This window comes from Coriobacterium glomerans PW2 (assembly GCF_000195315.1).
In the GTDB taxonomy this organism is placed as follows: domain Bacteria; phylum Actinomycetota; class Coriobacteriia; order Coriobacteriales; family Coriobacteriaceae; genus Coriobacterium; species Coriobacterium glomerans.
Genome location: NC_015389.1, coordinates 894,319 through 918,734, shown reverse-complemented (window position 1 = coordinate 918,734; position 24,416 = coordinate 894,319). Strand labels below are relative to the sequence as shown.

The 24,416-nt window shown below is 58.9% G+C and carries 26 protein-coding genes; 7 read left to right on the top strand and 19 right to left on the bottom strand.

All coding sequences use genetic code 11. The features are described 5' to 3' along the window. Positions 1 to 58: 58 nt before the first annotated feature. From CORGL_RS03980 to CORGL_RS09785, 5 genes are all read left to right on the top strand, one after another. The gene (locus tag CORGL_RS03980; protein ID WP_013708639.1) at positions 59 to 691 is read left to right on the top strand and encodes a LexA family protein; all 633 of its coding nucleotides are present in this window, start codon (positions 59 to 61) and stop codon (positions 689 to 691) included. A gap of 16 nt (positions 692 to 707) precedes the next feature. Then, positions 708 to 1,484 carry a YPYG domain-containing protein gene (locus tag CORGL_RS03975; protein ID WP_156789788.1) on the top strand — a complete coding sequence of 259 codons (777 nt, stop codon included), beginning with the start codon at positions 708 to 710 and terminating at the stop codon, positions 1,482 to 1,484. 30 nt (positions 1,485 to 1,514) lie between these two features. Next, the gene (locus tag CORGL_RS03970; RefSeq protein WP_013708637.1) at positions 1,515 to 1,724 is read left to right on the top strand and encodes a hypothetical protein; all 210 of its coding nucleotides are present in this window, start codon (positions 1,515 to 1,517) and stop codon (positions 1,722 to 1,724) included. Between the two features lie 232 nt (positions 1,725 to 1,956). Next, positions 1,957 to 2,466: a hypothetical protein gene (locus tag CORGL_RS03965; RefSeq protein WP_041738577.1), complete on the top strand. Its 510-nt coding sequence runs from the start codon at positions 1,957 to 1,959 to the stop codon at positions 2,464 to 2,466. Continuing rightward, the gene (locus CORGL_RS09785; protein WP_156789786.1) at positions 2,463 to 2,966 is read left to right on the top strand and encodes a hypothetical protein; all 504 of its coding nucleotides are present in this window, start codon (positions 2,463 to 2,465) and stop codon (positions 2,964 to 2,966) included. Before CORGL_RS03965 ends, CORGL_RS09785 begins: the two co-directional genes overlap by 4 nt. Before the next feature lie 88 nt (positions 2,967 to 3,054). Here CORGL_RS09785 and CORGL_RS03955 read toward each other — a convergent pair whose 3' ends face one another. Together CORGL_RS03955 and treP are read right to left on the bottom strand one after the other, a co-directional pair. Continuing rightward, entirely contained in the window at positions 3,055 to 4,740 is a 1,686-nt protein-coding gene (locus tag CORGL_RS03955; protein WP_013708636.1) for an alpha,alpha-phosphotrehalase, read from the bottom strand. Between the two features lie 73 nt (positions 4,741 to 4,813). After that, positions 4,814 to 6,292, bottom strand: a complete 1,479-nt coding sequence (treP, locus tag CORGL_RS03950; protein ID WP_013708635.1) for a PTS system trehalose-specific EIIBC component — start codon at positions 6,290 to 6,292, stop codon at positions 4,814 to 4,816. Positions 6,293 to 6,539: 247 nt separating this feature from the next. Here treP and treR point away from each other — a divergent pair, with 247 nt between their 5' ends. Further along, positions 6,540 to 7,310 (top strand): trehalose operon repressor, encoded by a 771-nt coding sequence (gene treR, locus CORGL_RS03945; protein ID WP_013708634.1) that lies wholly within the window; start codon positions 6,540 to 6,542, stop codon positions 7,308 to 7,310. An 82-nt stretch (positions 7,311 to 7,392) separates the two neighbouring features. Here the strand turns inward: treR and CORGL_RS03940 are convergent, their stop codons facing one another. From CORGL_RS03940 to CORGL_RS09355, 12 genes are all read right to left on the bottom strand, one after another. Further along, a complete protein-coding gene (locus CORGL_RS03940) occupies positions 7,393 to 8,040 on the bottom strand; it encodes a DivIVA domain-containing protein (RefSeq protein ID WP_013708633.1) in 648 nt (215 codons plus the stop codon). Positions 8,041 to 8,081: 41 nt separating this feature from the next. Then, the gene (locus CORGL_RS10185) at positions 8,082 to 8,324 is read right to left on the bottom strand and encodes a YggT family protein (protein ID WP_425358163.1); all 243 of its coding nucleotides are present in this window, start codon (positions 8,322 to 8,324) and stop codon (positions 8,082 to 8,084) included. Between the two features lie 48 nt (positions 8,325 to 8,372). Then, positions 8,373 to 9,107, bottom strand: coding sequence for a cell division protein SepF (locus tag CORGL_RS03935; RefSeq protein WP_013708631.1), 735 nt, complete (start codon positions 9,105 to 9,107; stop codon positions 8,373 to 8,375). Between the two features lie 70 nt (positions 9,108 to 9,177). Then, positions 9,178 to 9,915, bottom strand: a complete 738-nt coding sequence (locus tag CORGL_RS03930) for a YggS family pyridoxal phosphate-dependent enzyme (protein ID WP_013708630.1) — start codon at positions 9,913 to 9,915, stop codon at positions 9,178 to 9,180. Positions 9,916 to 9,994: 79 nt separating this feature from the next. After that, positions 9,995 to 10,849: a phosphate signaling complex PhoU family protein gene (locus CORGL_RS03925; RefSeq protein ID WP_013708629.1), complete on the bottom strand. Its 855-nt coding sequence runs from the start codon at positions 10,847 to 10,849 to the stop codon at positions 9,995 to 9,997. 56 nt (positions 10,850 to 10,905) lie between these two features. Continuing rightward, a complete protein-coding gene (gene pstB, locus CORGL_RS03920) occupies positions 10,906 to 11,709 on the bottom strand; it encodes a phosphate ABC transporter ATP-binding protein PstB (protein WP_013708628.1) in 804 nt (267 codons plus the stop codon). Between the two features lie 19 nt (positions 11,710 to 11,728). Beyond that, a complete protein-coding gene (pstA, locus tag CORGL_RS03915) occupies positions 11,729 to 12,625 on the bottom strand; it encodes a phosphate ABC transporter permease PstA (protein ID WP_013708627.1) in 897 nt (298 codons plus the stop codon). A 6-nt stretch (positions 12,626 to 12,631) separates the two neighbouring features. Further along, positions 12,632 to 13,570 carry a phosphate ABC transporter permease subunit PstC gene (gene pstC, locus CORGL_RS03910; protein WP_013708626.1) on the bottom strand — a complete coding sequence of 313 codons (939 nt, stop codon included), beginning with the start codon at positions 13,568 to 13,570 and terminating at the stop codon, positions 12,632 to 12,634. Positions 13,571 to 13,573: 3 nt separating this feature from the next. Next, positions 13,574 to 14,419, bottom strand: coding sequence for a phosphate ABC transporter substrate-binding protein (locus tag CORGL_RS03905; protein ID WP_013708625.1), 846 nt, complete (start codon positions 14,417 to 14,419; stop codon positions 13,574 to 13,576). Further along, positions 14,416 to 15,210, bottom strand: a complete 795-nt coding sequence (locus CORGL_RS03900) for a purine nucleoside phosphorylase YfiH/LACC1 family protein (RefSeq protein WP_013708624.1) — start codon at positions 15,208 to 15,210, stop codon at positions 14,416 to 14,418. The genes CORGL_RS03905 and CORGL_RS03900 overlap by 4 nt, the downstream gene beginning before the upstream one ends. A gap of 81 nt (positions 15,211 to 15,291) precedes the next feature. Continuing rightward, positions 15,292 to 16,422 carry a cell division protein FtsZ gene (gene ftsZ / locus CORGL_RS03895; RefSeq protein ID WP_013708623.1) on the bottom strand — a complete coding sequence of 377 codons (1,131 nt, stop codon included), beginning with the start codon at positions 16,420 to 16,422 and terminating at the stop codon, positions 15,292 to 15,294. 188 nt (positions 16,423 to 16,610) lie between these two features. Beyond that, the gene (locus CORGL_RS09355; protein ID WP_172633526.1) at positions 16,611 to 17,465 is read right to left on the bottom strand and encodes a cell division protein FtsQ/DivIB; all 855 of its coding nucleotides are present in this window, start codon (positions 17,463 to 17,465) and stop codon (positions 16,611 to 16,613) included. Between the two features lie 40 nt (positions 17,466 to 17,505). On the opposite strand from CORGL_RS09355, the gene CORGL_RS09940 reads away from it, so the two are divergent. After that, entirely contained in the window at positions 17,506 to 17,709 is a 204-nt protein-coding gene (locus CORGL_RS09940; protein WP_172633525.1) for a hypothetical protein, read from the top strand. A 156-nt stretch (positions 17,710 to 17,865) separates the two neighbouring features. On the opposite strand, the gene murB is transcribed toward CORGL_RS09940, so the two are convergent. The 5 genes from murB to murD form a co-directional block, all read right to left on the bottom strand. Beyond that, positions 17,866 to 18,777: a UDP-N-acetylmuramate dehydrogenase gene (gene murB / locus CORGL_RS03885; protein WP_013708620.1), complete on the bottom strand. Its 912-nt coding sequence runs from the start codon at positions 18,775 to 18,777 to the stop codon at positions 17,866 to 17,868. Positions 18,778 to 18,782: 5 nt separating this feature from the next. Next, positions 18,783 to 20,204, bottom strand: a complete 1,422-nt coding sequence (gene murC / locus CORGL_RS03880) for a UDP-N-acetylmuramate--L-alanine ligase (RefSeq protein WP_013708619.1) — start codon at positions 20,202 to 20,204, stop codon at positions 18,783 to 18,785. Between the two features lie 86 nt (positions 20,205 to 20,290). After that, the gene (locus tag CORGL_RS03875; RefSeq protein ID WP_013708618.1) at positions 20,291 to 21,418 is read right to left on the bottom strand and encodes a UDP-N-acetylglucosamine--N-acetylmuramyl-(pentapeptide) pyrophosphoryl-undecaprenol N-acetylglucosamine transferase; all 1,128 of its coding nucleotides are present in this window, start codon (positions 21,416 to 21,418) and stop codon (positions 20,291 to 20,293) included. Continuing rightward, a complete protein-coding gene (gene ftsW, locus CORGL_RS03870; protein WP_172633524.1) occupies positions 21,408 to 22,991 on the bottom strand; it encodes a putative lipid II flippase FtsW in 1,584 nt (527 codons plus the stop codon). Before ftsW ends, CORGL_RS03875 begins: the two co-directional genes overlap by 11 nt. An 8-nt stretch (positions 22,992 to 22,999) precedes the next feature. Further along, positions 23,000 to 24,412 (bottom strand): UDP-N-acetylmuramoyl-L-alanine--D-glutamate ligase, encoded by a 1,413-nt coding sequence (gene murD / locus CORGL_RS03865; RefSeq protein WP_013708616.1) that lies wholly within the window; start codon positions 24,410 to 24,412, stop codon positions 23,000 to 23,002. Between the last annotated feature and the right edge of the window lie 4 nt (positions 24,413 to 24,416).

The window sequence follows — 24,416 nt, the reverse complement described above, 5'->3', positions numbered from 1 at the left end:
TTTGTCAACAACATTTTTGTGTGTAGAATACGACTAACCCGAGTTTCTTGGAGGTACCGTGGCAGCTTATAAAATCAGCGAGGCTAGACACGCAAAGGGATGGAGCCAGGCTGAGCTGGCAAAACGAATCGGCACCACGCAGCAGCAGATAGCCCGCTATGAAAGTGGTGACAATGACGTCAAATCAAGTGTCCTGATCAAGCTCAGCTCCGCGTTAGGCGTAACGATCTCCTATTTGCTTGGTCTTGAAAATACCGTCGCGGCTCAGCCGGCCCCTTCTTTTCCTATTCCTGTTTTCGGCAACATAGCTGCCGGAACACCTCGGGAAGCTCTGCTTCAATCAGATATAGTCCACGACACTGAGGAGAGCTTGTATCGAGCGCACAAGAGCAGCTTCTGGCTTATTACTTCTGGAAATTCGATGAATAAGCTTTTTCCTGATGGTTCGCTCGTATTGATTGATCCTGCACTACCCGTGCAAAATGGAGATGTAGGGGTCGTCTTTGTCAACGGTGAGGATGCGACACTTAAACGCATCTTTTTCGACGATGACGCAATCAGGCTACATCCGGAAAGTTACGATCCGGATTACCGAGACTACGTGATCCGTCAAGACGATCCCGATGCCCCGGAGATACGTGTCATCGGCAAGGTCGTAAGCTATACGGCACCCGCAGATTGGAGGGCGTGAATCGATAATCTGATACATGAGTTCAGTCGAGAGGGTTGAAAGGGAAGGATTAAAAATGCCTCAGCACTACTCGAGGAAAACGGCACCGAAGAAGAAGCTTGGGAAGAAAGAAATTCTGGCAATCATCCTAGTTATTCTCATTATTTCCGGGATCGGTAACGCTATGTCAAAAAGCAAGCAACCCGAGACGCCGAAGAAAGAGTCCCAGGAGCAGAAAACTAGCAAGAAGAAAAGCGATAAGAAGAAAAACGCGAAGGAGGACTTGCTCGACGGTCTGGTCGACAAGCCGCTCGATGAGGCGATCGCATCAATAAATGATGCGGGTCTGAAGGTGACGTACAACAACGGCACGAAGAGCAACGGCGCTCTGTTCGAAAGCGACGACCCCTACAGCTTCACGCTGAAGGAGAATGCGAAGAACATGGTCGTGACAAAGGTCGAGAAGGACTCTGCTGGAGGCCATGACGCGAAGATCACCATACAGGACAAGGCGGGAATCGAGCGCGAGAAGCAGGCCAAGGCGACGCGTGATGCCCTCGAGAAGAAGCTTGACAAAACCGATGCATGGATAGCAGTCAAGACCTATGGCGAGAAACAGTACCCCTATGGCTTCAAGGTACATTACATGCTTAACGAACTCTCCGCTGAGCCGCTCGACGAGAACACCTGGGGTCTGAAGTCCACCTGCGATATCACAAACGGCTACGGAGCGGAGACGAAAGGCAAGACGATCGAGGCGAAGGTCACCGGCACGAGTGATGCTCCGCAGGTTATCGAGTTCAACGTCTATTGATATATCTATCTGGGACAATGGGAGGAAATCATGGCAAAGCAGATCAAGTGCCCGGCATGCGGCAGCACCGATTTCATCATGCTTAGCGGCGGCAGAAAAAAGATGTCGATCACGAAGGCCGCCCTCGGCGGACTGGTGCTGGGACCTCTTGGGGCCGTCGCAGGCGGTGCCGGCCTCGGCAAACGGGGGAAGGGCGATTTTCAGTGCCGCGAGTGCGGTAAGCGCTGGAGGCAGAAGTAGGTCGAACAGAAGCCAAGATGCCCCGCTCCCTGTTTGCTTGGCTGCGATGGGAGCGGGGCGTGTCCGATACCCGAAAGGAAAGGACGATGCTATTATGCCACGGCGCAGACAACGCAGTGCATTTGGAGCTGTGGAACATTTGGAACAGAACAGGTACCGCGTCCGCTGGATGGGCAACACAGGCGACGGTACGGGCTATAGAAGACACTCGAAAACTATTCGAGGATCACGTTTGGAAGCATCCGGATTTCTGGCGAAAATGCAGATTGATTGCTCGAACGATGTCCCAGCTCCAACTGTGGCCGCAGCTTACGAGCAATGGGTGGTGCCGGTATTAAAACGTAGGCTCGATGCGAATGAAATTTCACTGGGCACTATTGAGCATTATCATATCGCATGGAAAAAGCACATTGAACCTAGATGGGCTGATGTCTATGTAACTGATGTTAAACCTGCCGCCGTTCAAGATTGGTACGACTCCATGACCAGATCTCAGGCGGAAATGGCCCGTATTCCATTTAGGTTAATTTTCGACGAATGCGGCACCCATGAGGTTTGCAGCACAGAAGTAGCATACAGAAGATATCGCATGCCCGGTACATCTGCTCAGCGAGACAAGGGCATCTGGACGCTTGACGAACTTTGCAGCATTTGGAAAAGTCTTAGGGGCAGCTACATGGAGCGCTGGTTCATCTTAGCAGCGTTCGGCGGCCGCGCGTCGGCGAATCTCTGGGTGTCATGAACTCAGAAATAGAGCTCGCTGAATACGATGGCGTATCCGTTGCTATTGTGCCAATTATCCGTCAAGTTAATAAGCTTGGTAAGGTCAGCAAGAGACTTAAGACCGCGCAAAGCGTTCATGCAGCCGTCATACCAGGAATCCTCGGATACCGTCGCTATCAGTTGTGCCAGGAAACGGGCGACAAATGGTTGCTCGATGACGGATGCGGAGACGTAATCGGGCGAGAAAAGCTTCGAGATCGCTTCAACCGCAAGATTCGCGATTCTGGTGTTGTTCGTCATCCTGTTCGCAATCTTCGCAACTCCTGGCAGACATTTACTAAATGGACGCTAGAAATCGAGCCGTCAAAAATTGAACGGATGATGGGACATGTAGGCAAGACAATAACGGAAAGATACTACGACAGACCAGAGGCAGAGATGCTAGCAAAGACGATTGCAGCCGCATATAAAATGCATCCGTATGCAGAATCTTGGACGGACGAGGTAGTCAGCACTTAGGACATTTTAGGACATTTTTCGCTTATGCAAGCTATCTACCTGCTATTTTATTAAAACCGGCTTATCGGCCCACTTCGCATCTCGTTGCTCATCGGATGAGTGCCGCGCCCTCCCAGGGGCGAAGCACGACAATGCCGTCATCTGTTTCAGGATCAGTGGGGTAGCTGCTCGCGAGCAACCTCATGCCGGCGATCTCCCCTGCCGGCACCGCCGCCTCAACGGCATTGGAAAACGAGCTGAGCACCACCAACCGCTTTGAATCCAGCTCGCGCACATAGGCTATGACCTTCGGAGAGATAACCTCCAGAAAGGCGATTGATCCTCGCGCGATCAGCGGCATCTGCTTGCGAAGCTCGATGAGATGACGATACAGTGACCAGATGGAGTTCGGATCAACGATCTCATTGGCTACATTCGCTCTCGCAGCGTCTCGAGACGTCTCGATCCAAGGGGTGCCATCCGTGAAACCCGCCTGAGTTCGGGCCTGCCACTGCATCGGCGTCCTCGAGTTATCTCTCGAGCGCTGAGCGAGCACGGCGAGCGCCTCCTGCTCGCTTTTACCTCGATGTCGAAGAATTCGATAGTAGTTCAGGCTCTCGACGTCGCGGTACTGCTCGATCGAGGAGAAGCCCGGATTCCCCATGCCGATCTCCTCACCCTGATACACATAGGGGGTGCCCCTCATGAGATGCATGAAGATCGCCAGCATCTTTGCCGAAACATCCCAGTACGTCTTGTCGTCTCCGAATCGCGATACCGGTCTTGGTTGATCGTGGTTCCCCAGAAACAGAGCATTCCAGCCCCCGCAAGATTGCAGTCCTAGCTGCCACGTTCGAATCAGCTCGCGAAATCTCAAGATATCCGGTCTCATGAGGGACCACTTGTCACCATCTTTGTAGTCTACCTTGAGATGATGGAAACTGAAGATCATCGACAGCTCATGCCGAGTGGGATCTGTATAGCGCATGCAGTCTGCAAGAGACGTCGAAGACATCTCTCCGACTGTTATCATCGAGCCGATGCCGGCAGTGGCTACGAGCTCCTTCAAATACTCATGGATCCTTGGTCCATCGGTATAAAGAGAACGGCCGTCTCCCTTCAGGTCATCTATGAAGACTCTAGGCTTTGATATGAGATTCACGACATCAAAGCGGAAGCCCGATACCCCTTTGCGCCTCCAGTATCTGACAACATCTGCCAGCTGAGCCCGAACCGCAGGATTGTCCCAGTTGAGATCAGGCTGGGTCACATCGAAGAGATGCAGATACCACCTGCCCAGTGCCGATACGTATTCCCAAGCGGATCCGCCGAACTTTGACTTCCAGTTGGTGGGAGGCTCATCTCGGACCCCTTCACGAAAGATATAGTAATCCTGATAACGCGCATCCCCTGCCAGTGCGCGCTGAAACCAGGTATGCTCTGAAGATGTATGGTTGAAAACCATGTCGAGCATGATCTTCATACCGCGAGCGGATGCTCCCTCCACAAGCCGGTCGAAATCATCCATGCTGCCGAACAGCGGGTTCACCGCTTTGTAATCAGACACATCGTAACCGTTGTCGTGAAGAGGAGACGCGAAGAAGGGCGTTAGCCAAAGGTAATCGATACCGAGTTCGGCGAGGTAATCGAGCTTCTCGATAATCCCAGCCAGATCGCCTATCCCGTCACCATTCGAGTCTTTGAACGATTTCACGTAAATCTGGTAAACGGTGCTGTCGCCGAATCGACACGCATCGTTCGAGCAGCAAACGCAATCCTTTACCCCCTCCGCCATCATGTTCCCTTCAGCCTAGCGGTATATTTCAAGATGATCCGAGATGCCTATGCTGAACCATTCAATCGGACGGTCATCTCATCTGCGCGACCGCGTCTGAGAGATCCGGTCCCGAAGCTGTTTTCTCTGTATCTGTTCCGATCCCGCGATGAGAACCCAACACAAGCGTGAGCACAAATGGGACGATCACCGAGATGAGCATGCATATCGCAAATGAACCCATGGACAGCGGTTTGATGGACAGAATGCCCGGAAGCCCGCCGACGCCTATTGCATTGGCGGTGGTATTGGTCGCGGTGCAGACAACTCCGGCAACCCCAGAGCCCACCATCGCGCATATGAAGGGAAACACGTATTTGAGGTTCACACCAAACATCGCAGGCTCGGTGACACCAAGATAACAGGAGATGATCGAGGGGATGTTCGTCTCCTGTGCCCGAGCGTTCCTGCGCTGCAGAGCGGCCATGCCGAGAACCGCTGATCCCTGTGCGATGTTCGACAGCGCGATCATCGGCCAGAGCATGGTCCCACCGTAGTCGGCGATGAGCTGCAGATCGATTGCATTCGACATGTGATGCAACCCTGTGATGACCAGGGGAGCATAGAAGAAACCAAAGATCGCGCCGAAGACGACTCGAGCCGGACCGGTGATGCCGGCGTACACGACAGAAGAGATAGCGCTTCCCAGCGTCCAACCGATCGGTCCGAGCACAAAATGCGCAGCCATGACCGCAAAAATCAGACTGCAGATGGGCACGGCGATCATGGAGATGGCAGCGGGGAATATCTTACGAAAAAACCGTTCAAGATACCCGAGGGTGAGCGCAGCCAGTATTGCGGGAATGACCTGAGCCTGATATCCGATCATCCTGACCTGAGCAATTCCGAAGTTCCACATCGGAATCTGGTCGGCCGGGGTGCCCGCAACGCTATATGCATTCAGGAGCTGCCCGGAGGTGAGCGTCAAGCCGAGCACGATGCCAAGCATCTGGGTCGTACCCATCTTCTTGCTCACCGACCAGCAGATCCCAACCGGGATGCCGGTCTGAAACACCGCTTCGCCGATAAGCCACAAAAAGCTGTCTGCGCCCGCCCAGAACTGACTTATTTGCACGAGAGTCTTGGTACCGTTCTCGAACAGGAGCAGGCTATCGATGCAGTTGCGAAACCCGAGAATCAGCCCGCCGACGATAATTGCGGGAATGAGCGGAGCGAATATCTCGGCGATCGAGGTCATGACGTGCTGGAGCACATTTTGGTTCTTGACCGCTGCCTTTTTCGTCTCCTCCTTCGAGACCCCTTCTAGTCCCGAGGCGGAGATGAACTCATTGTAGAAATCATCAACCTCGTTTCCGATGATAACCTGAAATTGTCCCGCCTGCGTAAACGTTCCCTTCACCGATCGGAGCATCTCGATTTTTTCAACATCCGCCAAACCGGGATCGCGGAGAACAAACCGCATACGCGTGACGCAATGCGATATTGCGCTGATGTTCTCCGCTCCTCCGACAAGTTCGAGCAGATCGATGACATCTTGTTTGAATCTTCCCATATCAGGCTCCTTCGATGTCTCATGCTGATATACAAGCACTACTTATTCAAATAAGTTGCCTTCATCATGCTACAACTTATTTGAATAAGTTTAGAAATATGTTTGCAATCGGTTCTACGGCAGTTTTATGCCCGTGAGCGGCCCATAGGATTGTGTAGCGAATCTCGTGATTTTCCTGAGATCTCACGATGCCGGCAGCTTATGAGACAACTTGCACGAAAATGATCAAGATCGAGAGGGTCGTATCATGAAGATGAGATATGACGCGATATATCGCGATATTCTGCATAATATAGAGGATGGCACCTACCCTTATCAGACACTCCTGCCTTCGGAGAACAAGCTGATCGACGTCTACGGCTGTTCTCACAACACGTTGCGTCGAGCACTGGCGATGCTGGCGGCCAAAGGCTGCGTCCAGCCGATCCAAGGTAAAGGCGTGCTGGTCATCCACCGTCAGCCGGCCAAGGCGGCATTCATCGTGGGCGGTATCGAGACGTTCAAGGAGACGGCAGCGCGCAACCATCTTCTGGCAACCACGGAAGTTGTAACATTCGAGCAGCTCGAGGTCGACCAATCTCTTGCAGATCTGACCGGTTTCACTATGGGCTCGCAGCTCATCCATATCGAGCGGGTAAGACGGTTGAACGGCATGCGCCTCATCTTTGATAACAACTATTTTCTGGCGTCTGCGGTTTCGGGATTAACGCCAAGTATTGCCGAGAACTCGGTCTATGAGTACATCGAGCACGTACTTCACATGTCCATCGCAACAAGCAGGCGAATGATCACCGTGGAGCGGTGTACGCGACGTGATCAGGAACTGCTGTCCATCGAGGGCTTCGATTTTCTCGCCGTGGTCAGCGGATGGACGTACAGCGGCAAAGGGGAGCTATTCGAGTACACGCAATCTCGTCACCGACCCGACTACTTCTGTTTCAACGACACGGCAACACGTGACGTCGCAAACCTCGAATCTCCCAGTGGAAAACGAGCGAGAGACATGCTTTCAAGCTGAAAAAAACGGCCCCGTCGAAACGGAGCCGCTTGATCTTACCTGTAAAAGCCCTCGTTTCATCGGGCTCGAATCTGGTGCCCGCTTAATCCAAGTCGTCGGCACCGAAGTTGTCAAGCGGGGCGAAGGGATCCGCAGCGGTTGGCGCGGCCGAGGTGGAAGACTCAAGAGCCGCGGGCATCTGCGATACATGCGACGATCCAGAGCCGACGGGAGAAACCGTCAGCAGATCCGCCGGAAAGGTGTTCTGAGCCTCATCCATAAAATGCTGAACGAGCTTGATGTACTCACCTCTGAACTCCTCACGCGATGTCTTGAGGCGGTCGATCTCCTCGAGCTCGTTCTGCTTTTCCGTCAGCGCCTGGCGAATGACCTCGCGGGCCTTCGTATCCGCCTCGGCTCGAATGCGCTCAGCGTTCTCCTGCGCCTCGCCCACGATCATGTCCGCGGAGCGCTGCGCGGCGATGAGGGCAGCGGAGATCTGTCGCTCGGTGGCGCTTTGCTCGACCGGTACCGAAACCGGTGACTGAGAACTCTGGGTGACCTGCGATCTCGCCTCGCTCAGCTGCTGCTCGGTGGTGGTAAGCCTGCCTTTCAGGTCCACGATTTTCGAGAGCATCGCATCGACCTCGTTTGCGAGTTGCTCAAGAAAGACATCGACCGCAGCCGGATCGTAACCGCGCTTTGCCTCTGGAAAGGTTTGCGCCTGAATGTCGGCAGGTGTGATAGCCATCTGAAACTCCTTTACATGACCATGATCGTTGTTCAAATCAATCAATACACGGTGGGTAGTAGTATAGCCGTTAGAATCCTACGAAGAGCCATTAATGCAAGAATCGCAACAAATGGAGAGAAATCTATTCCTCCGAACGTTGGGATGATTCTCCGAAACAAGCCGACAAAGGGTTCGCAAATCGCGTTGATGGCCGCTGCGATACCGCTCATCATGCCCAAGCGTCCCAAAGGAACCCAACTGAGAGCCGAGTTCACCAAAATGAGAAACGTGTATAACGAAATCGCTTCGTCAACGAGCCTAAGGAAAGTAATGATGATCCCGCCTTCCTGCTATTTCAGATAACCGTCGGTGCGGAGTTTGGTGATATCGGAGTTCTTGACCTCGCAGCCAGCCGGGAGCACCACGAAGACGCGATCTCCGACCTCTTTGACCGACGCTCCAAAGCCGCAGGCGAAACCATAACTGAAATCGAGCACCCGTTTGGCAACCTCGGTACGCACACCGGCGAAAACAAGCGCGACCGGCTGCTTGGTGCGCACGCGACGCACAACGGTCTCCACATCATCGTAGCTCTCCGGCTTGAGGACATACGCCGGCAGCTGGGGAACAGAATTCATGATGGAGCTTGCATGCTGCGATGTCGTTGCGGGCGAAGCGGAGGACCCGCGAGCTGAGCGGCCATGGGACGACTCCGCATAGCTCGACGGTGTGTCATAGGCCCCCGGCCTGAATGACTCCTGCGACCGAGAAGGAGGGTTGAATGTCGTCGCGTGCCTCTCAGCGTCGCCGATCAGCTGACCTGACCGAGTGTAGACCGCAACCGACTCCGCCTCCCCTCGACGGGTTTGACCGAGCACGCCACGCGATCCATCTTCCGAATAAGAGGGAACGAAGTCAGCAGCGGCATCGGATGCGAAATCAGCTGAATCCTCCTTGTACCCGCTATCGTCATAGGGCTCTGATTGACCATCGTAATAATCGTCATCATAGCCGTTTGCCTGCTCATAGCCATCGGTTCGCTGACCGAAAGGAAGCTTCCTCTTTATCTCGTCTAGAAAACCCACGTCTCTCAACCTCTCTGCCAGAAGTGCGTTTCATGTTCATATGCTGCAGAGCCACCCCATGCAGACCGTATCATTCTAGCTCAAAGGACGGATCGAACACCACACGTCCCAGCCGAATCAGCGTCGCGCCCTCTTCGAGAGCTATCTCGAAGTCCTCGCTCATGCCACATGAAAGCACGGAGAGATCCAGTCCGTCATAGGCTTTTACCAGCTCATCGCGAAGCTCCCGCAGTCCTCGAAACGTCGCTCGGGCCAGCGTGGGCTGAGCGCGCGGTGCCATCGTCATCATGCCCGCGATGCGAATTCCACAAAGTGAGCGGAGTCTATCCATGGATGCACGCAGCTCCTCGGGAGCAAATCCTGCCTTTGAGGTTTCTCCGGACACATTCACTTCAAGCAGCACCGGTTGCGGCTCGATCATGTGCCGCGCTGCGATCTCACGCTCGACACGCACCGAAACCGCGCGCGCGATCGACTCCGAGCTGATCGACTGGATATACGCCGCACGTCCCAGGACGGCGTTGATCTTGTTCTTCTGCAAATTGCCGATCATGTCGAAGCGAACCTGTGGAAGCTCCTGCCGTGGCGCCAAGGCATTCATCTTGCGAACCAGCTCCTGTGGGCGATTCTCCCCGAATACGCGGTAGCCCACGCGGATCGCGGCCTCCACCTTCACAGGATCAACGGTCTTGGATACCGCCATGAGCTGCGCCGCTTTGCGAGGCCGGCCGCTGCGCTGCAGCGCCCGATCCATCCGACTGAGGATCGCGTATCGCCTTTCACGCAAGGCATCCTCGTATTCGTCCATCAGACGGCCTCCCTCACTCGAATCTCAACTCCACGTCGATGCGGATGCTCTGGTCCGAATCGGTTCCACGACGGCGATCTCAGTCCTCGTCGCTCTCGTCAGAGTCCTCATCCGATGCGTTCTCGATCAGTTCTCTGAGGCTCTCCCCCATCTCCTCGGCCGGTATGCCGGCCACGTAGCGCGCATCCGCAGTCGGTTCGAGAATCACGCCCTCGCCCGACGGGATGCGCATGCTCTCGAGCTCTTCCACATCTGCCTCGACGACATCAGCCGTGCTCCATCGCTGCCCCGTCAGAAGAAAGGTCAGTCGACTTGCGAGTTCGACGGAGATGAACGAGATTCGCTCCAGATAGCGCGATGTCATGATCGTGCGGCGCAGATCATCAAAAGCGCCCTCATCAGGCTCCTCTGCGGTGAGCAGATGATTGTACACGCGAAAGAACTCCTCGTACACGGCACGAACCGGCTCGTCCTGATCGGTGAGGGAGCGCATGAGAACGAGATCATTGTCGACGAGAGCGGTCGCCGTGGTACCCATGACACGATAGACGAGCTTGGCTTCCTTCTCCACGAGCTCGACGAGTTCGGCGGGCAAAGCGACCTCGGCCTTGGCCTTCCGCTTGGCGCCTCGCGCGATAGAGCGCACGTGGTCGGAGATCCGCTCGAGGTTGAAATTCATGTAGATGATCGTCTGAAGAAGCCGAAAATCAGATGCGACCGGAGACTGCGTGGCGATGAGATTGTAGCAGACCGCCTCCAAGTTGGCGCAGCGCGCATCCGCTTGGAGCGTGCGTTTTTTCGCCTTGCCGGCGAGCTTCTTGTCATCGGTCACGAATGCCTTGATCGCATCGTGCAGCGTCAGATCCAGCGACTCGAAAATAGACAGCATCTCGTGTCGAGCCTCGATGAGCTGGCTTGAGAATAACTTGCGCATGATCTCTCCTAAACTTTCTCGCGTTCGTGCCGAGCAGGTCGCGGCATCGCTTGGAATCAGCCGAAGCGACCTGTGATGTAGTCTTCTGTTCGCTGGTCCATCGGACTCGTGAAGATCGAATCGGTCTGACCGTACTCGATGAGCGTAGCGGGCTCTCCGGCGACCTCTTGCAAAAAGAACGCTGTGTAATCCGAGATGCGCGCAGCCTGCTGCATGTTATGCGTCACGATGACGATCGTCATCTGAGGTGCCAGCTCCGCCATGAGATCCTCGACTTTTTGCACCGACGTCGGATCTATCGCGGAGCAGGGCTCGTCCATGAGCAGGACGTCCGGCTGAACAGCCAGGACGCGAGCGATGCACAGCCGCTGCTGCTGACCCCCCGACAGGGCGAGGCCGTCCTTGCCCAGTTGGCTGGACACCTCCTTCCAGAGGTTCGCGCGCTTGAGCGACTCCTCGACGATGTCATCGAGATCGCTCTTCTTGGTCACACCCTGCAGACGAGGTCCAAAGGCGACATTCTCGTAGATGGATTTCGGAAAGGGGTTCGGTTGCTGGAAGATCATGCCGACACGGCGTCTGAGATCGACCGGGTCAACGCCCTCGGCGTAGATGTCCGATCCATCGAGCTCCATGCGGCCCTCGACGTGCGTGCCCTCGATGAGATCGTTCATGCGGTTCACGCACCTCAGAAACGTCGACTTCCCGCAACCCGATGGCCCGATGAACGCTGTGATGCTGTCCTTTGCGATGTTCATATTCACCTCGGTGAGCGCATGGAACTCGCTGTACCAGAACTCGAAGTCCCGTATGGCGATTGCGGCCATGCTTGCATCGGGTGCGGATTGATAGGTAGACACGAAATTGCCCCTCACTGTCTCATTTGCCCTTGCGCGAGAGATATCGCGCGAACAGGTTGAACGTCAGAATAATGATGACCAGCAGAAGTGCCGTACCGTAGGCTGCATTCATGTTGATGCCGTCATTGGCGAGAAGGTAGAGATGCACGGTCATCGGTCGGCCGGAATCAAGTGGAGTGACAGGCAGGTTGATCGCTTGACCCATGGTATAGAGAACCACGGCCGTCTCGCCGATGGCCCGCCCGATGGCCAAAACGATACCAGTCGCGATGCGCCCGAACGCGCCCGGCAGCACGATCTTGCTAACCACCTGCCACTTGGTTGCCCCCAGCCCGTAGGCCCCCCATCGGATGTAGCGCGGAACGGCACGGATGGCCTCCTCGGTCGTGCGCATGACGATGGGAAGCATGAGCAGGGCGAGGGCGAGAGCGGCCGAGAGCATGGAAAGGCCGAACCCCATCGTCTCGACGAACAGGGCATAGCCGAAAAGTCCCATGACGATGGAGGGGACCGACGCCAGCGTGTCAGCTGCGTAGCGTATGATCTCAACCAGATGCCCCTGCTTGGCATACTCGGCGAGATAGACTGCCGCGAGCACGGCGACAGGCGTGCAGATGAGCATCGCCAGCGCCGTGACGTAGACGGTCGAGACGATAGCGGGCCAGATGCCTCCCTCGGCGTTGACTCCTTCGGGCCAACCGAATATGAATTCCAACGAGATATTCGGAATGCCGTTCACCAATACGTACCCAAGAATCGCAACGAGTACGAAAACCGTGATATAAGCGGCTGCGCGGAAGACGCCGAGCATGACCGCATTCGAGGTCTCCTTGGAAACGCGGTGGACGGCCCCGCGAGCCAGCGCCCGCTTGATCCTCTCGCGAGAGCTGATCGGCTCGCGCATCTCAGAAGCCATGCGCGATCACCTCCTGCCCATTTTGGAAAGCAGCCGCACGAAACCGACAAGCGACGCGGAAATGACGAACAGAACCACGCCCATAGCGAACAGAGCCGTACGATGCAGTCCCGAAGCATAGCTCATATCGAGAGCGATCTGGCTCGTGAGCGTCGATATCGGACTCGTCACAGAGCCCGGAATGACCGGGGCGTTTCCCACGACCATGAGAACGGCCATCGTCTCTCCGATCGCGCGGCCCATGCCGAGCACGATGGCGTCGACGATGCCGAAACGGGCGGCGGGCAACACAACCTTGTAGATCGTCTGCCACTTCGTCGCACCCATGGCGAACGAAGCCTCGCGAATGCCCATCGGGATAGATCTCAGCGCGTCCATCGTGAGCGTCGTGATGGTGGGCACGATCATGATCGCGAGAACGAACCATGCCGTGAGCGCCCCGAAACCCAAACCCCCCGATACCGCGGCGACGAACGGCCTGATGATAACCATCCCGAAGAAACCGTAGATGATCGAGGGAATGCCAGCGAGAAGATCGACTGCCGGGCTCACGATGCCCCGCACTCTCTCGGTGGCAATCTCAGTGAGATAGACCGCGGTGCCGATACCGAGCGGGACGCCCAGCACGAGAGCGCCCAACGTGACCACGCCCGATCCGGCGGCGAGCGCTGCTATACCAAAGGAACCCTCGGTCGGAGCCCACCTGAGACCGAAGAACTCACCGATGCCGATATCGGAGAACACGGGGGCCGCCTCGATCATCGTGAAGGCGAAGATCAGAACCACGGTGATGACCGCAACGAGAGCGCAGGCGAAGAACAGGCACTGCAATCCCCTCTCCTTCATATAGGTGCCGTGGCTGACCAATGCCAGTCGCCGACGGTCCCGGTCCAGCCCGTTGGGACCGTCCTCAGTCGGATCTGTCACAGCATCCGGTTCATCCATCGTCTAGCTCACCTCGTTCCCTGTGTCCTTCGATGCGCTCATCGGGATGAACCCCGCCTCGCGGATCATCGCATCCATCTGATCGCTCAACATGTAATCGATATAGCGCCTCGCCGCCTCCGACGGCGTGCCCTTGACGAAGAAGTACAGGTCGCGCGAGATCGGATAGACACCGGAGGTCACCGTCTCCTCAGTGGCCTTGATGCCGTCAACGTCGAGGGTCTTCACCTCCGTGTCAGCAAAACTCGACTTCACGAAACCCATCGAGATGTAACCGATCGCCCCCTTTGAGCGCGACACGACATCGCGCACCTGACCGGTGCCCGGCAGCACGGCTGCTCGCCGGTCGAAGGGGACCTTTTTCATGACAAGCGTGTTGAACGCCTCGCGGGTCCCCGAAGCCTCATCGCGATTGACAAGCTGAATCGGCTCATCGTCGCCACCGAGCTCGGACCAGTTCGTGATCTGTCCGGCGTAGATGCGACGAAGCTGCTCGGTCGTGACTCGATTGACCGGATTGCTCGTGTTCACGATGATGGCGATGCCATCATGCGCGATGGGAATCGGCGTCAGGCCCAAAGACCGCTCGTCGTCGTTCAGATCGCGCGAGGAAGTGGCGATGTCAGCCGTTCCATTGCTCACGGCCTCGATACCCGCCGAAGAGCCGAGGCCGGAGACGAGAACATCGGTCGAGGTCCGCTGCTTGAAGTTCTCAGCGGCGATCTCCGCGATGGGCAAGCAGGTGGTCGAGCCCGATACGGTCACATGTTCGGATACCTGAGCCGCAGAGCAGCCCGTCAGCGCGACGGCGCAGATCGCGGTGGCGCAGATCGCGAGAAGTCGCTTCATGAGAGCAGCACGGCCACGGCAGCGTGTCTGCCGCAGCATCCGTGTTCTCGGCGATAGGAATAGAAACGGGAATTCAAACGAACTGTCGACAGGTGCGGATCGTGGATGGCGCACGGAGTAACCCCCGCTTCCTCGAGCGTCTGGCTGATGGCCCGACCGAGGTCGAGCGTCCGCTTTGCGGACGTACCCATATTAGCAAACTCTCTCTGAAAACGGATGTGAAGTTCTTGGGACACCTCGTACTCATCGCCGAGGATATGCGGGCCGATATAGGCGCTCACCTCGGATGCGTCAGCCGATGCCGCGCGCAGAAGGGCACCGACCGCCTTTCCGGCGATTCGAGCGTACGTCCCCTTCCATCCGGAGTGCACAACGGCGAAGGCCCCGCGGCAGACGAGAACAACGGGGACGCAATCGGCGAAGCACAGCATGACCGGCACATCCGGCGCAGCGCAGACGATAGCGTCTGCTCCACGGGAGATCTCAGCTCGCGCGGCGGCGAGATCGTCGGCAGCAGAGGAGCTGATGGACACGATATGATCCCCATGCACCTGATTGGGTACGAGGAGCCTCTCCGAGAGATTCTGCGCGCCGAGCGCCGCGAGAACGCGAGATCGGTTCTCCGCGACAGCCTGCTCATCGTCGCCCACGCACGCACTGAGATTCAGCGACGCAAATGGAGGCGCGGAAACACCACCGGTGCGCTCGGTGAATCCGAAGCGCATGCGATCATGAACATTTCCGATGAGCGTCACGCCGTCGCGTGAGCGGCGCCTCAGCGCCAGTGCCATGCGCGAGACCTCCGATCGACAGGGCGACACCCGAGCGATACGGGCTGTCCGAGAGCACAGCGTGCCATGATGCGTCCTGTACTAGAGGTTGCCGCGCTTGAGGAAGTCAGGAAGCTCGAACTGGTCGTTTCCGAAGTTCGGGACGTCGGTGCCGCCGATGTTGCGCGAACTCGCCCCATCTGATGCCGCGCTGCGACCGCTCATCTGATCGCCCTTGCTCGAAGCCTGACCGAACAGCTCGTCTTGGCGGCTCACGTTGGAATCTGAGAAGCCCGTCGCGATGACGGTGATGCGCACCTGATCGCCCAGCGACTCGTCCACGACGGTGCCGAAGATGATATTCGCCTCATGGTCGACCGCGTTGGCGACGAGATCGGCCGCGTCGTTGATCTCTTGGATACCGAGATCCTTGCTCCCGGCGATGGAGAGCAGAACGCGCGTCGCGCCATCGATGGAGCTCTCGAGCAGACGGCTCGAGATCGCCTGCTGAGCGGCATCAACCGCCCGGTTGTCCCCGGAGGCGATGCCGATGCCCATCATCGCGGTGCCAGCTTGCTTCATGATGGTCTTCACATCGGCGAAGTCGAGGTTGATGACCCCCGGAACGGTGATGAGGTCGGTGATGCCCTGCGTGCCCTGAGACAGGACGCCGTCGGCGTTGGCGAACGCCTCGAGCATGGTGGTCTTCTTCTCAGCGATATCGAGCAGGCGATCGTTCGGGATGACGATCAGCGTATCGACGCTTTGCGCTAGGGTGCGCGTGCCCTCCTCGGCCGCCTTCATGCGCTTGCTGCCCTCGAAGGTGAAGGGTTTCGTGACGACCGCGACCGTCAGAGCGCCGTTGTCGTTCATGGCGATGTCGGCGACGATGGGTGCCGCACCGGTACCGGTTCCGCCGCCCTCGCCGGCGGTGATGAAGACCATGTCTGCGCCGGCCAGCGCCTCGGAGATGTCATCGCGGCTCTCGTCGGCCGCCTTGCGACCGATCTCGGGGTTCGCGCCGGCACCGAGCCCGCGCGTCAAATCGGTGCCGATATGGACCTTGATATCCGCATCCGAGATCGCCAGCGCCTGGGCGTCGGTGTTGATCGCCACGAACTCGACACCGCGAATGCCCTCTTCAATCATGCGGTTGACCGCGTTGGTGCCACCGCCGCCGACGCCGACAACCTTGATGACCGCAAGGTAATTGTTGATCTCATTCTCGTGCATGTCGGTCCTCCGAACATCGTTTCATGCAGAACTGGCGAAGGTTAACCCTCAACTTGATATTAAATGTCGAGGTAAACCGGGTTATCTTTACACAAAAACGGGTAAAAAGCAAATACGCCACCGGGATTTATGAATTTCACGGGCAAATCGCAGGTCAAACGCTTGACCATTGAACGGTACCTGCCGAATCACGTTGTTGAAGCACCTCTGAAGGTGTACTTGCCCGGTGTGCGAACGTTGATGAGCGAAACCCCCTTTTCCTGTGCGAGAAAGCGCTTTATCACCTTCTCTTTCGTCGCGATGTCCTCGGGCTCGCCCAGCAGCACCTGAACGCCCGAGGTCAGGTTCGCCTCGATACCCTCGACCTTTGTGACATCGATGCTTTTGATCTGCGAGATGAAGTCACGCGAGAAACCCTGCGCGTACTTGAGGCCCGCCAGAACCACGTCTGTATCCACCTTCCTTCCCGAAGCGGGCATCACGTTCGCGGGAACCTGCGTCAGGACGACGGCGTCGCTGGCATGGGCGATGGCGCAGGCGGCCTCGATGCCGGTCAGAGTCGAGGGCTCTTTCGCCTCGTCCGCGCCATCGTCATCCACCGATAGCGATACGGGCGCGATCCAGCTCTCGTCGGATCCGATCGCCCAGGCGATGTCCTCTGTTCCGATGCAGGCTATGGCGACGACGGTGCGCTCGTGAGGGGTCACGATGAGCGTGTGCGGGAATCTGCGCTCGATGTCGACTCTGTCCACCCATGGATTCTTCAGCATGTCGGCACCGATGTTCTCGGCATCGACGTTCAGAAGCGTCGCGCCATCGGGAACCTTCGTGAGTTGCGCGGCATCCTGCTGCGAGACATGCTCGCTGCCACGGACCTGGATATCGGTCGCGGCGAACAGACCGGAGTTGACGATGATGACGGCACCGACGGAAAGCACGATGAGCACGACCACCGAGATCGCGATGAAAAGGAGCCACCGCGGCCGATGAAGCGAGGCGCGCTGCGGTGCGCCCTCTGCGCGCGCCGGTTCCTTGCGCGCCACCCGGGCGGAGGCGTCAGCCGGCGCTTCGCGCGTCGATCGGGTGGCGCCAGTCCGTTCGCTCGGAGCGGTTTTTGTCGTCGCGGACCGATCGGTCTCGCGACGATTGGCCACCCATACCGGCTTGTATTTCGAACTCGCGGTACCGGTTGAGGCGGGACGACCCTGCGAGCGCCCGGTGCGTCTCGTCGCGGGCGAGCCCCCGACACCCGACTTCCTCGAGGAGGCGGGATACGATCTGATCTGATGGAAATCCCCTGAGGCGGTGCGGCTCGGCTGCGATCTCAGCGCAACCGATTGGTCCGAGGTCCTGGATCTCGCTTTTTGGGATCGCGATGCGCGCTGAGCTCGCGCGCTCCCCGCCCTTTTGGCGCCCGCTCGACGAAACGTGGGCTTCGAGGCGTTAGAAGCCGAGGAACTTGACTTCCGGTTGGAGCTCGATGCCATACGTTTCCCTTACCCTGTCGTGAATATGCTTGATGAGGGCCGCTACCTCAGATGCCCGAGCGGTGCCCGTGTTGACGATAAAGTTAGCGTGGATGGTGGAAACCTGGGCTCCGCCGATGGAAAAACCCTTCAATCCACAGTCCTCTATCATCTTTCCCACACTTTTTTCAGGAGGGTTCTTGAATACCGATCCGCACGTGGCGTTGCCGAGCGGCTGAGAGCGACGACGGAGCGACAGATAACGCTCCATGTTCGCGCGAATGGTGTTCTTCTCACCTGGAGCCAAGCGGAGCGTCGCCTCCAGCACGATCTCATCGCGCGGCAGACCGCAAGAGCGGTACCCCCACTTCACATCATCGTGGCGGTAGCGACGGATGCCGAAACCCGGCCTATAGGTGACGACGTTCTCGATGAGCGCGCCGATCCATTCCGTGCGCGTGCCGGCGTTCATGGACACCGCTCCACCCAGGCTGCCGGGAATCCCCACGGCGAACTCGAGACCGCTCAGCTCCGCTGAGAGCGCGTCGTTGACAAGCCGAGCCAGGATCACGCCCGATCCCACCGAAACCGTAACTCCGTCATCGCCGATCACAGTGCGCTGGAACTCGCGACCGAGCGTGATAACCGCTCCATCGAAACCCTGATCGCTCACAAGCAGATCCGACCCCTTGCCGATCACGACCCAAGAGACCCCCTCGCGCTCCAGCACCTCTGTGGCGCGACGCAGCGCATGGTAGCTATGGCAGGTGAGAAACAGCCCCGCGGGGCCCCCGATGCGATAGCTCGTATGCCGGGCGAGCCGCTCGTTTTCGATCGCATCCGTGTCGACCGCTCCGGACAGCGCCATAAATGCATTGAACAGCCCCATGGCGCCTACTCGACCTTCTTCTTGTCGAGATACTCGATGTACTCCGGAGCCACAGCTGAGATATCGCCGGCCCCCATGGTGATGAGAAGATCACCCGGCTCGGTGATGGTCTCCAACCGCTCCATGAGCGCCATGCGATCCGAAACATAGCTCACCTGCTTGTCCGGGTGGCGCGCGCGCACCGTATCGGCGAGCGCCTTGCTCGTGACACCGGGAATCGGCATCTCGCCGGCGGAGAACACGTCGATGAGCACCACTTTGTCCGCGTCGGCGAACGCATCGGCGAAATCGTCCAAAAACGCTTTGAGCCGGGAGTAGCGATGAGGCTGGAACACGACATCGATATGACGATAATCCAAGCCGCGCGCGGCCGCGAGCGTCGCTTTGATCTCGGTCGGATGATGACCGTAATCATCCACCACGGTGACGCCGCAAACGTCGCCGACGCGAGTGAAGCGACGGCGCACGCCTTCGAACGTCGACAGCGCTCGAGCTGCGGCGGCGGTATCCAAGCCGAGCGCGAAGGCGACGCCCATCGCGGCGCTCGCATTCAGCATGTTGTGACGACCGGGATTGTGAGCGATGTCGACCTCGTGGAGCCTCCCGTCGGGAAAACGAATGCGACAGCCGCTCGCTTGGGCGCAACGGTCGTCGCAGACCTCGCAAACGATGTCGTTGCGAGCGTCGAAGCCGTAGGTGACGATGCGCTTGGACGTCGAGCGGGCGAGCTCGTAGAGCTGTTTGTCATCACCGCACGCGACGATGACACCCTGCTCGCCGACGAGGGACATGAACTGAGCGAACGTGTTCTCGATCTCCGCGAGCGAGCCGTAGTGGTCGAGATGGTCGGCCTCGACGTTGGTCACGACGACGACGCGCGGCTCGAGATAGAGAAACGAGCTGTCAGACTCATCGGCCTCTGCCACGAAGTAGGTGCCGCTGCCGTTGCGACCATTCGTTTTGTAGCCCTCGACGATTCCGCCGATCAGGAAGCTCGGATCCAAGCCCATACGATCGAGCATCGTCGCGCACATCGAGGCGGTCGTTGTCTTGCCGTGCGTGCCCGCCACCGCGATCGTGGTGCAGCCGTGTCCGAGAGCGGCGAGCATCTTTGCTCGAGGCCAAACCGGGATACCGAGCTCGCGAGCGCGAACCAGTTCGGGATTGGTCTCCGGAATCGCGGTGGACACGACGACGACATCGGGTTCGGCCTCGTCGATGAGGCTCGCGTCGTGGCCGACATGCACCGAGACGCCCGCGCGGAGGAGCTGTCTGATATAGCGCGATGTCTTGAGATCCGACCCTGTGACGATGCAGCCGCGCTCATGCAGCACAAGCGCGATACCGCTCATGCCCGCACCGCCTGCACCTATGAAATGAGCGCTCCTGAAGGCGGTTCCGCTCTGTGTGCTCGAATAATCTGCCATGCCATCTTTCCCCTAGTGTCTCATGTGCTCTCGCATCGCCTATCTACTGTAGCGCAAGTTCGCTGACGCGGCCCCTCGACGCGGATCTACACGACCAGTGCGAGAACCGCGTCAGCCAGCCTTCCGGCGGCGTCGGCCTGGCCGAGACCGAGACCGCGCAGATGCATCCGCCTTCTCAGGTCCGAATCGCCGAGAAGTCCGATCAAGCGGCTCGCGAACCCCTCGCTGTCGATCTCATCGTCGGCGCACATGATCGCCGCGCCGGCATCGACGAGGTATCGAGCGTTCGTCGTCTGGTGATCCCGTGTGGCAAGAGGATAGGGCACCAGTATCGAGGGAACCGCGGCGGCGGCGATCTCGGCGATGGAAGAGGCCCCGGCCCGAGAGAGCACGACATCGGCGGCGGCGAGCATGTCGCCCATGTCGTCGATATAGGATGTGACGCGGTAGCGCTGCCGCTCATCCTCGCTGAGATCGAGCAACGCGCTGGTCGCCTCGTAGTCCGCAGCGCCGGTGGCGTGGACGATGCGCACTCCTTCGATTCCCAAGAGGGTCCCCTTGAGACGAGCGATCGCCTCGTTGAGATGGTGAGCGCCCAGCGAGCCCCCGAAGACGAGCAGCACCGTATCATCCGCCTGTGCGCCTGCGGCGGCGCGACCCCGTGAGCGATCGCCGCTGAGAACCGATGCTCTGACCGGATTGCCCGTCAGCCTGATAGCAGACGAATTCGCCCCGGCGCGCTCGAGCGCGCTCTGCGCGCTCGGCAGCGACACGGCGATCAGTCCGGCCCGAGACGCCAATCGCTTGTTCGCGAGACCCGGAATCGAGTTCTGCTCATGGAGCGCGACCGGTATCCCGAGGTCGAGAGCGGCTCGGAGAAGGGGAAGCTCCACGTAGGCACCGAACCCCATAGCGACATCGGGTCGCATCATCGGATCATCCCTGAAGGCCTTGCAGATCCGGCGGCGCTCGCGACGGAGACGAGCAAGGGCGCTCGCAAGCGTCCAGGGGCGCTGACGGTCGAAACCGCTCATGTGAATCGGAAAGAGATCAAAGCCGGCTTGAGGGACGAGCCTGCCTTCGAGTCTGCGTCGCTCACCGAAGAATCTGACCGTCGCCCCGCGTCGCCTCAGCTCCTCGGCCAGGGCGAGGGCCGGGTTCACATGTCCCGCAGTCCCGCCGGCGGCGATGGCGATGGCGGGCCTATCGATCATGACGGCTCCTCCTTGCTGGGCGTCTCTGCGTGTCCGGGCGCGAGCGGGTCGCACCCCTTCCTCCATCATACCCGTGAGACGACGTCTCAGCGCGCCTCCTCAACCGCTCGGCCGGCTCGACGCGATCCCGCCCCCGCGCGCGACCGGAAGCGCGCTCATCGGCTCGCTGCGGCAATGGGGCTGATGAGTGTCCGCGCCACGATGCGGCCCGAAGGCGCCCCGGGGGGTCCGATGCGGTCCTGGAGCCGGAGCCGTCCACGACCGTGAACGGCGCACCCGATCGTCGAGAGGAACGAACGTGAACCTGCCCTGCGGTGCTTTCATCCAGCACCGCAAAATCCTCCCGCCGCTCGTCGTAGACCGTCTTGGTGGCGCTCTCGATGGAGACGCGCAAGATGAGCCCGCATAAAACAAGCGATGCCACCACAGAGGATCCACCGTATGAGATAAACGGCATGGTCTTGCCGGTCATGGGAATGGCACCCAGGATCCCCAGCGCGTTGACCAGAAACTGAATCGCGATGAGGGCGCCGCAGCCCGTCGCGATCATGCGACCCTGAATCGTCGGCGAGCGCTTCGCTATGGTGAGCGCGGCATAGATCAGAAGGGCCACGACGGCGAGAAAGATGATCGTTCCGACGTAGCCCAGCTCCTCTCCGATGATGGCGAGGATGTAGTCGTTGTGCGCCTCGGGCAGGTAACTGTACTTCATCGTCGAGTTCCCGATACCGCGACCGAGCGGCCCGCCCGAGGCGAAGGCCATGATAGCGAGCGTGGCTTGATAGCCATCACCGAGCGCATCCGCCCAGGGGTCGGCGAGCAGCCGAGCCGAGCGATAGCTCGAGGACAAAACGATCACCGCGCACGCGATCACGGCCAGCGCCGTCAGAGGTGCGAGCAGCCTATAGGAGAAGCCGGCGAGATAGCACATCGCGAATATCGTCGTGCCGATTATCGCGCACGTTCCGAAATCCGGTTCGACGATTATGAGGAGCAGCGGGATGCACACGCAAACCGCGAGCAGGATGAGAAAGTTCTCGGTCTGAAGGGCGCGGGCTTCGTAGTACTCGTGAAACAGCTTCGCCGCCGTGACGATGACGATCGCCTTGGCGAACTCCGAGGGTTGGAACTGAACGAATCCGATTGAGACCCAGCGACGGGCCCCGCCTGCATCATGGCCGAGCACCAGCACGGCCAAAAGCAAAAGGAGCAGACCTGCCCATACCCCCCATATGACGTCTCGCCTCATGATCTCCAACGGCACGCGCGAGATCGCGAGCATAGCCGCCGCGCCCACGGCAATGAACAGCGCCTGGCGCTCGAGATAGTACGTGGAGCTGCCGACCTCCTTGAGCGCCTCGACCGATGATGCGGAGTAGACCATGAGCAGACCGAAACCCAAAAGGGCGGCCAAGCAGACGAGAAAGATCAGACGCGGCCGCATGATGCGCGCGGGGACGCCCCCTATGAGGCGCTCGGCGAGTCTCGAATGCTCCGAGCTCGCCGGTCCCGCGCTCGGAGAGCCCCCGGAGGCTGGATCGGACTTCTTCGGACGCCTGGCCGTCTCTGTCACGTCGCCCCTCACTGTCCCTGCCCGCCTGATCCGCGCGCGCGCAGCTCGTCTAGATAGGCTTTGAAGCGCCTTCCGCGCTCTTCGAAGTCTTGGAACTCGTCGAATGAGGAGCATGCCGGCGAGAGCAGGATCACATCGCCGCGGCAGGCGAGGGAGCGAGCGACGTCCACGGCATCAAGAAGGTCGTCCGCCTCGGCGACATCGACATCCAGACCGCTCGCGGCGCCTGTCATCGCATCCATGAAACGTCGACGCGCCTGACCGAAGCACACGACCGCGCCGATCTGCTGCACGACGCGAGTAGCGAACCCGTGGAGGGGCGTCCCCTTGTCATATCCTCCGAGCAGCAGGATGACACGGTCGCCGGGAAACGCCGTGAGCGCCTTCTCGACCGCATCCGTGTTCGTCGCCTTCGAATCGTTGTAGAAACGCACGCCATCGATATCCCCCGCGGGCTCCATGCGATGCTCCAGTGACGAAAAGGCGCGCAGGCCCTCTGAGACCGCGGCATCGGATGCACCCGCGAGGAGCGCCGAAGCCGAAGCGGCAAGCGCATTCGACACATTGTGCGCTCCGGCCACCGCAAGCTCTGAGACACGCGCCAGATCATGTTCGATGCCGTCCAGACGCACGACAAGCCTTCCGGCGCGCACGAAGGCGGCGTCGACAGATGCCGGATCATCATGCGCGAGTCTCAGAATGCGGCGATGCGAAGCGATCACCTGCGAGCCGAGACGCCTGAGACCCGGATCGTCGACATCGATGATCGCGAGATCGTTCTCGTCAAGATTTTGCAGAATCTTGAGCTTGGCCCGTGCGTAATTCTCAAAGCCGCGATGCCATCGCAGGTGGTCGGGAGTGATGTTCAGCAGCACCGCCGCGCGAGGATGGAACTCAGATGTCGTCGCCAGCTGATAACTCGAAAGCTCCGCGACGAACCAATCACCGTCCTGACGACGGTCCACCTGCGATATCGCCGTCTCCCCGATGTTGCCGACCACCTCGCAGGGAATGCGCGCGGCGCTCAGCAGCTGACCGGTCAGAGAGACCGTCGTGGTCTTGCCGTTCGTACCGGTCACGGCGATCCAGCGCTCCGGACTCAGCCGCCAGGCGAACTCGGGCTCGCCCATGATCTCGGCTGCGTGCGCGCGGGCGGATCCGAAGAACGCGGAGAACTCGGAGATGCCCGGACTGGCGACGCAGACGTCATAGCCGCCTCGAACAGAATCGGTCCCGTACTCGATCCTCACACCCGAGTCCTCGAGATCGCGATGGGCGTCGCTCGGCTCGCAGGACGCGCCCGCAAAAACCGTCACGGAGCTGACCCGGCCTCCCAGATGGGTCGCTCCCCAGCGCGCCACATCGACACCGGTCGTTCCGAGACCGAGAACAAGCAGATCGAACGAATCAGGCAGCGTCATGTAT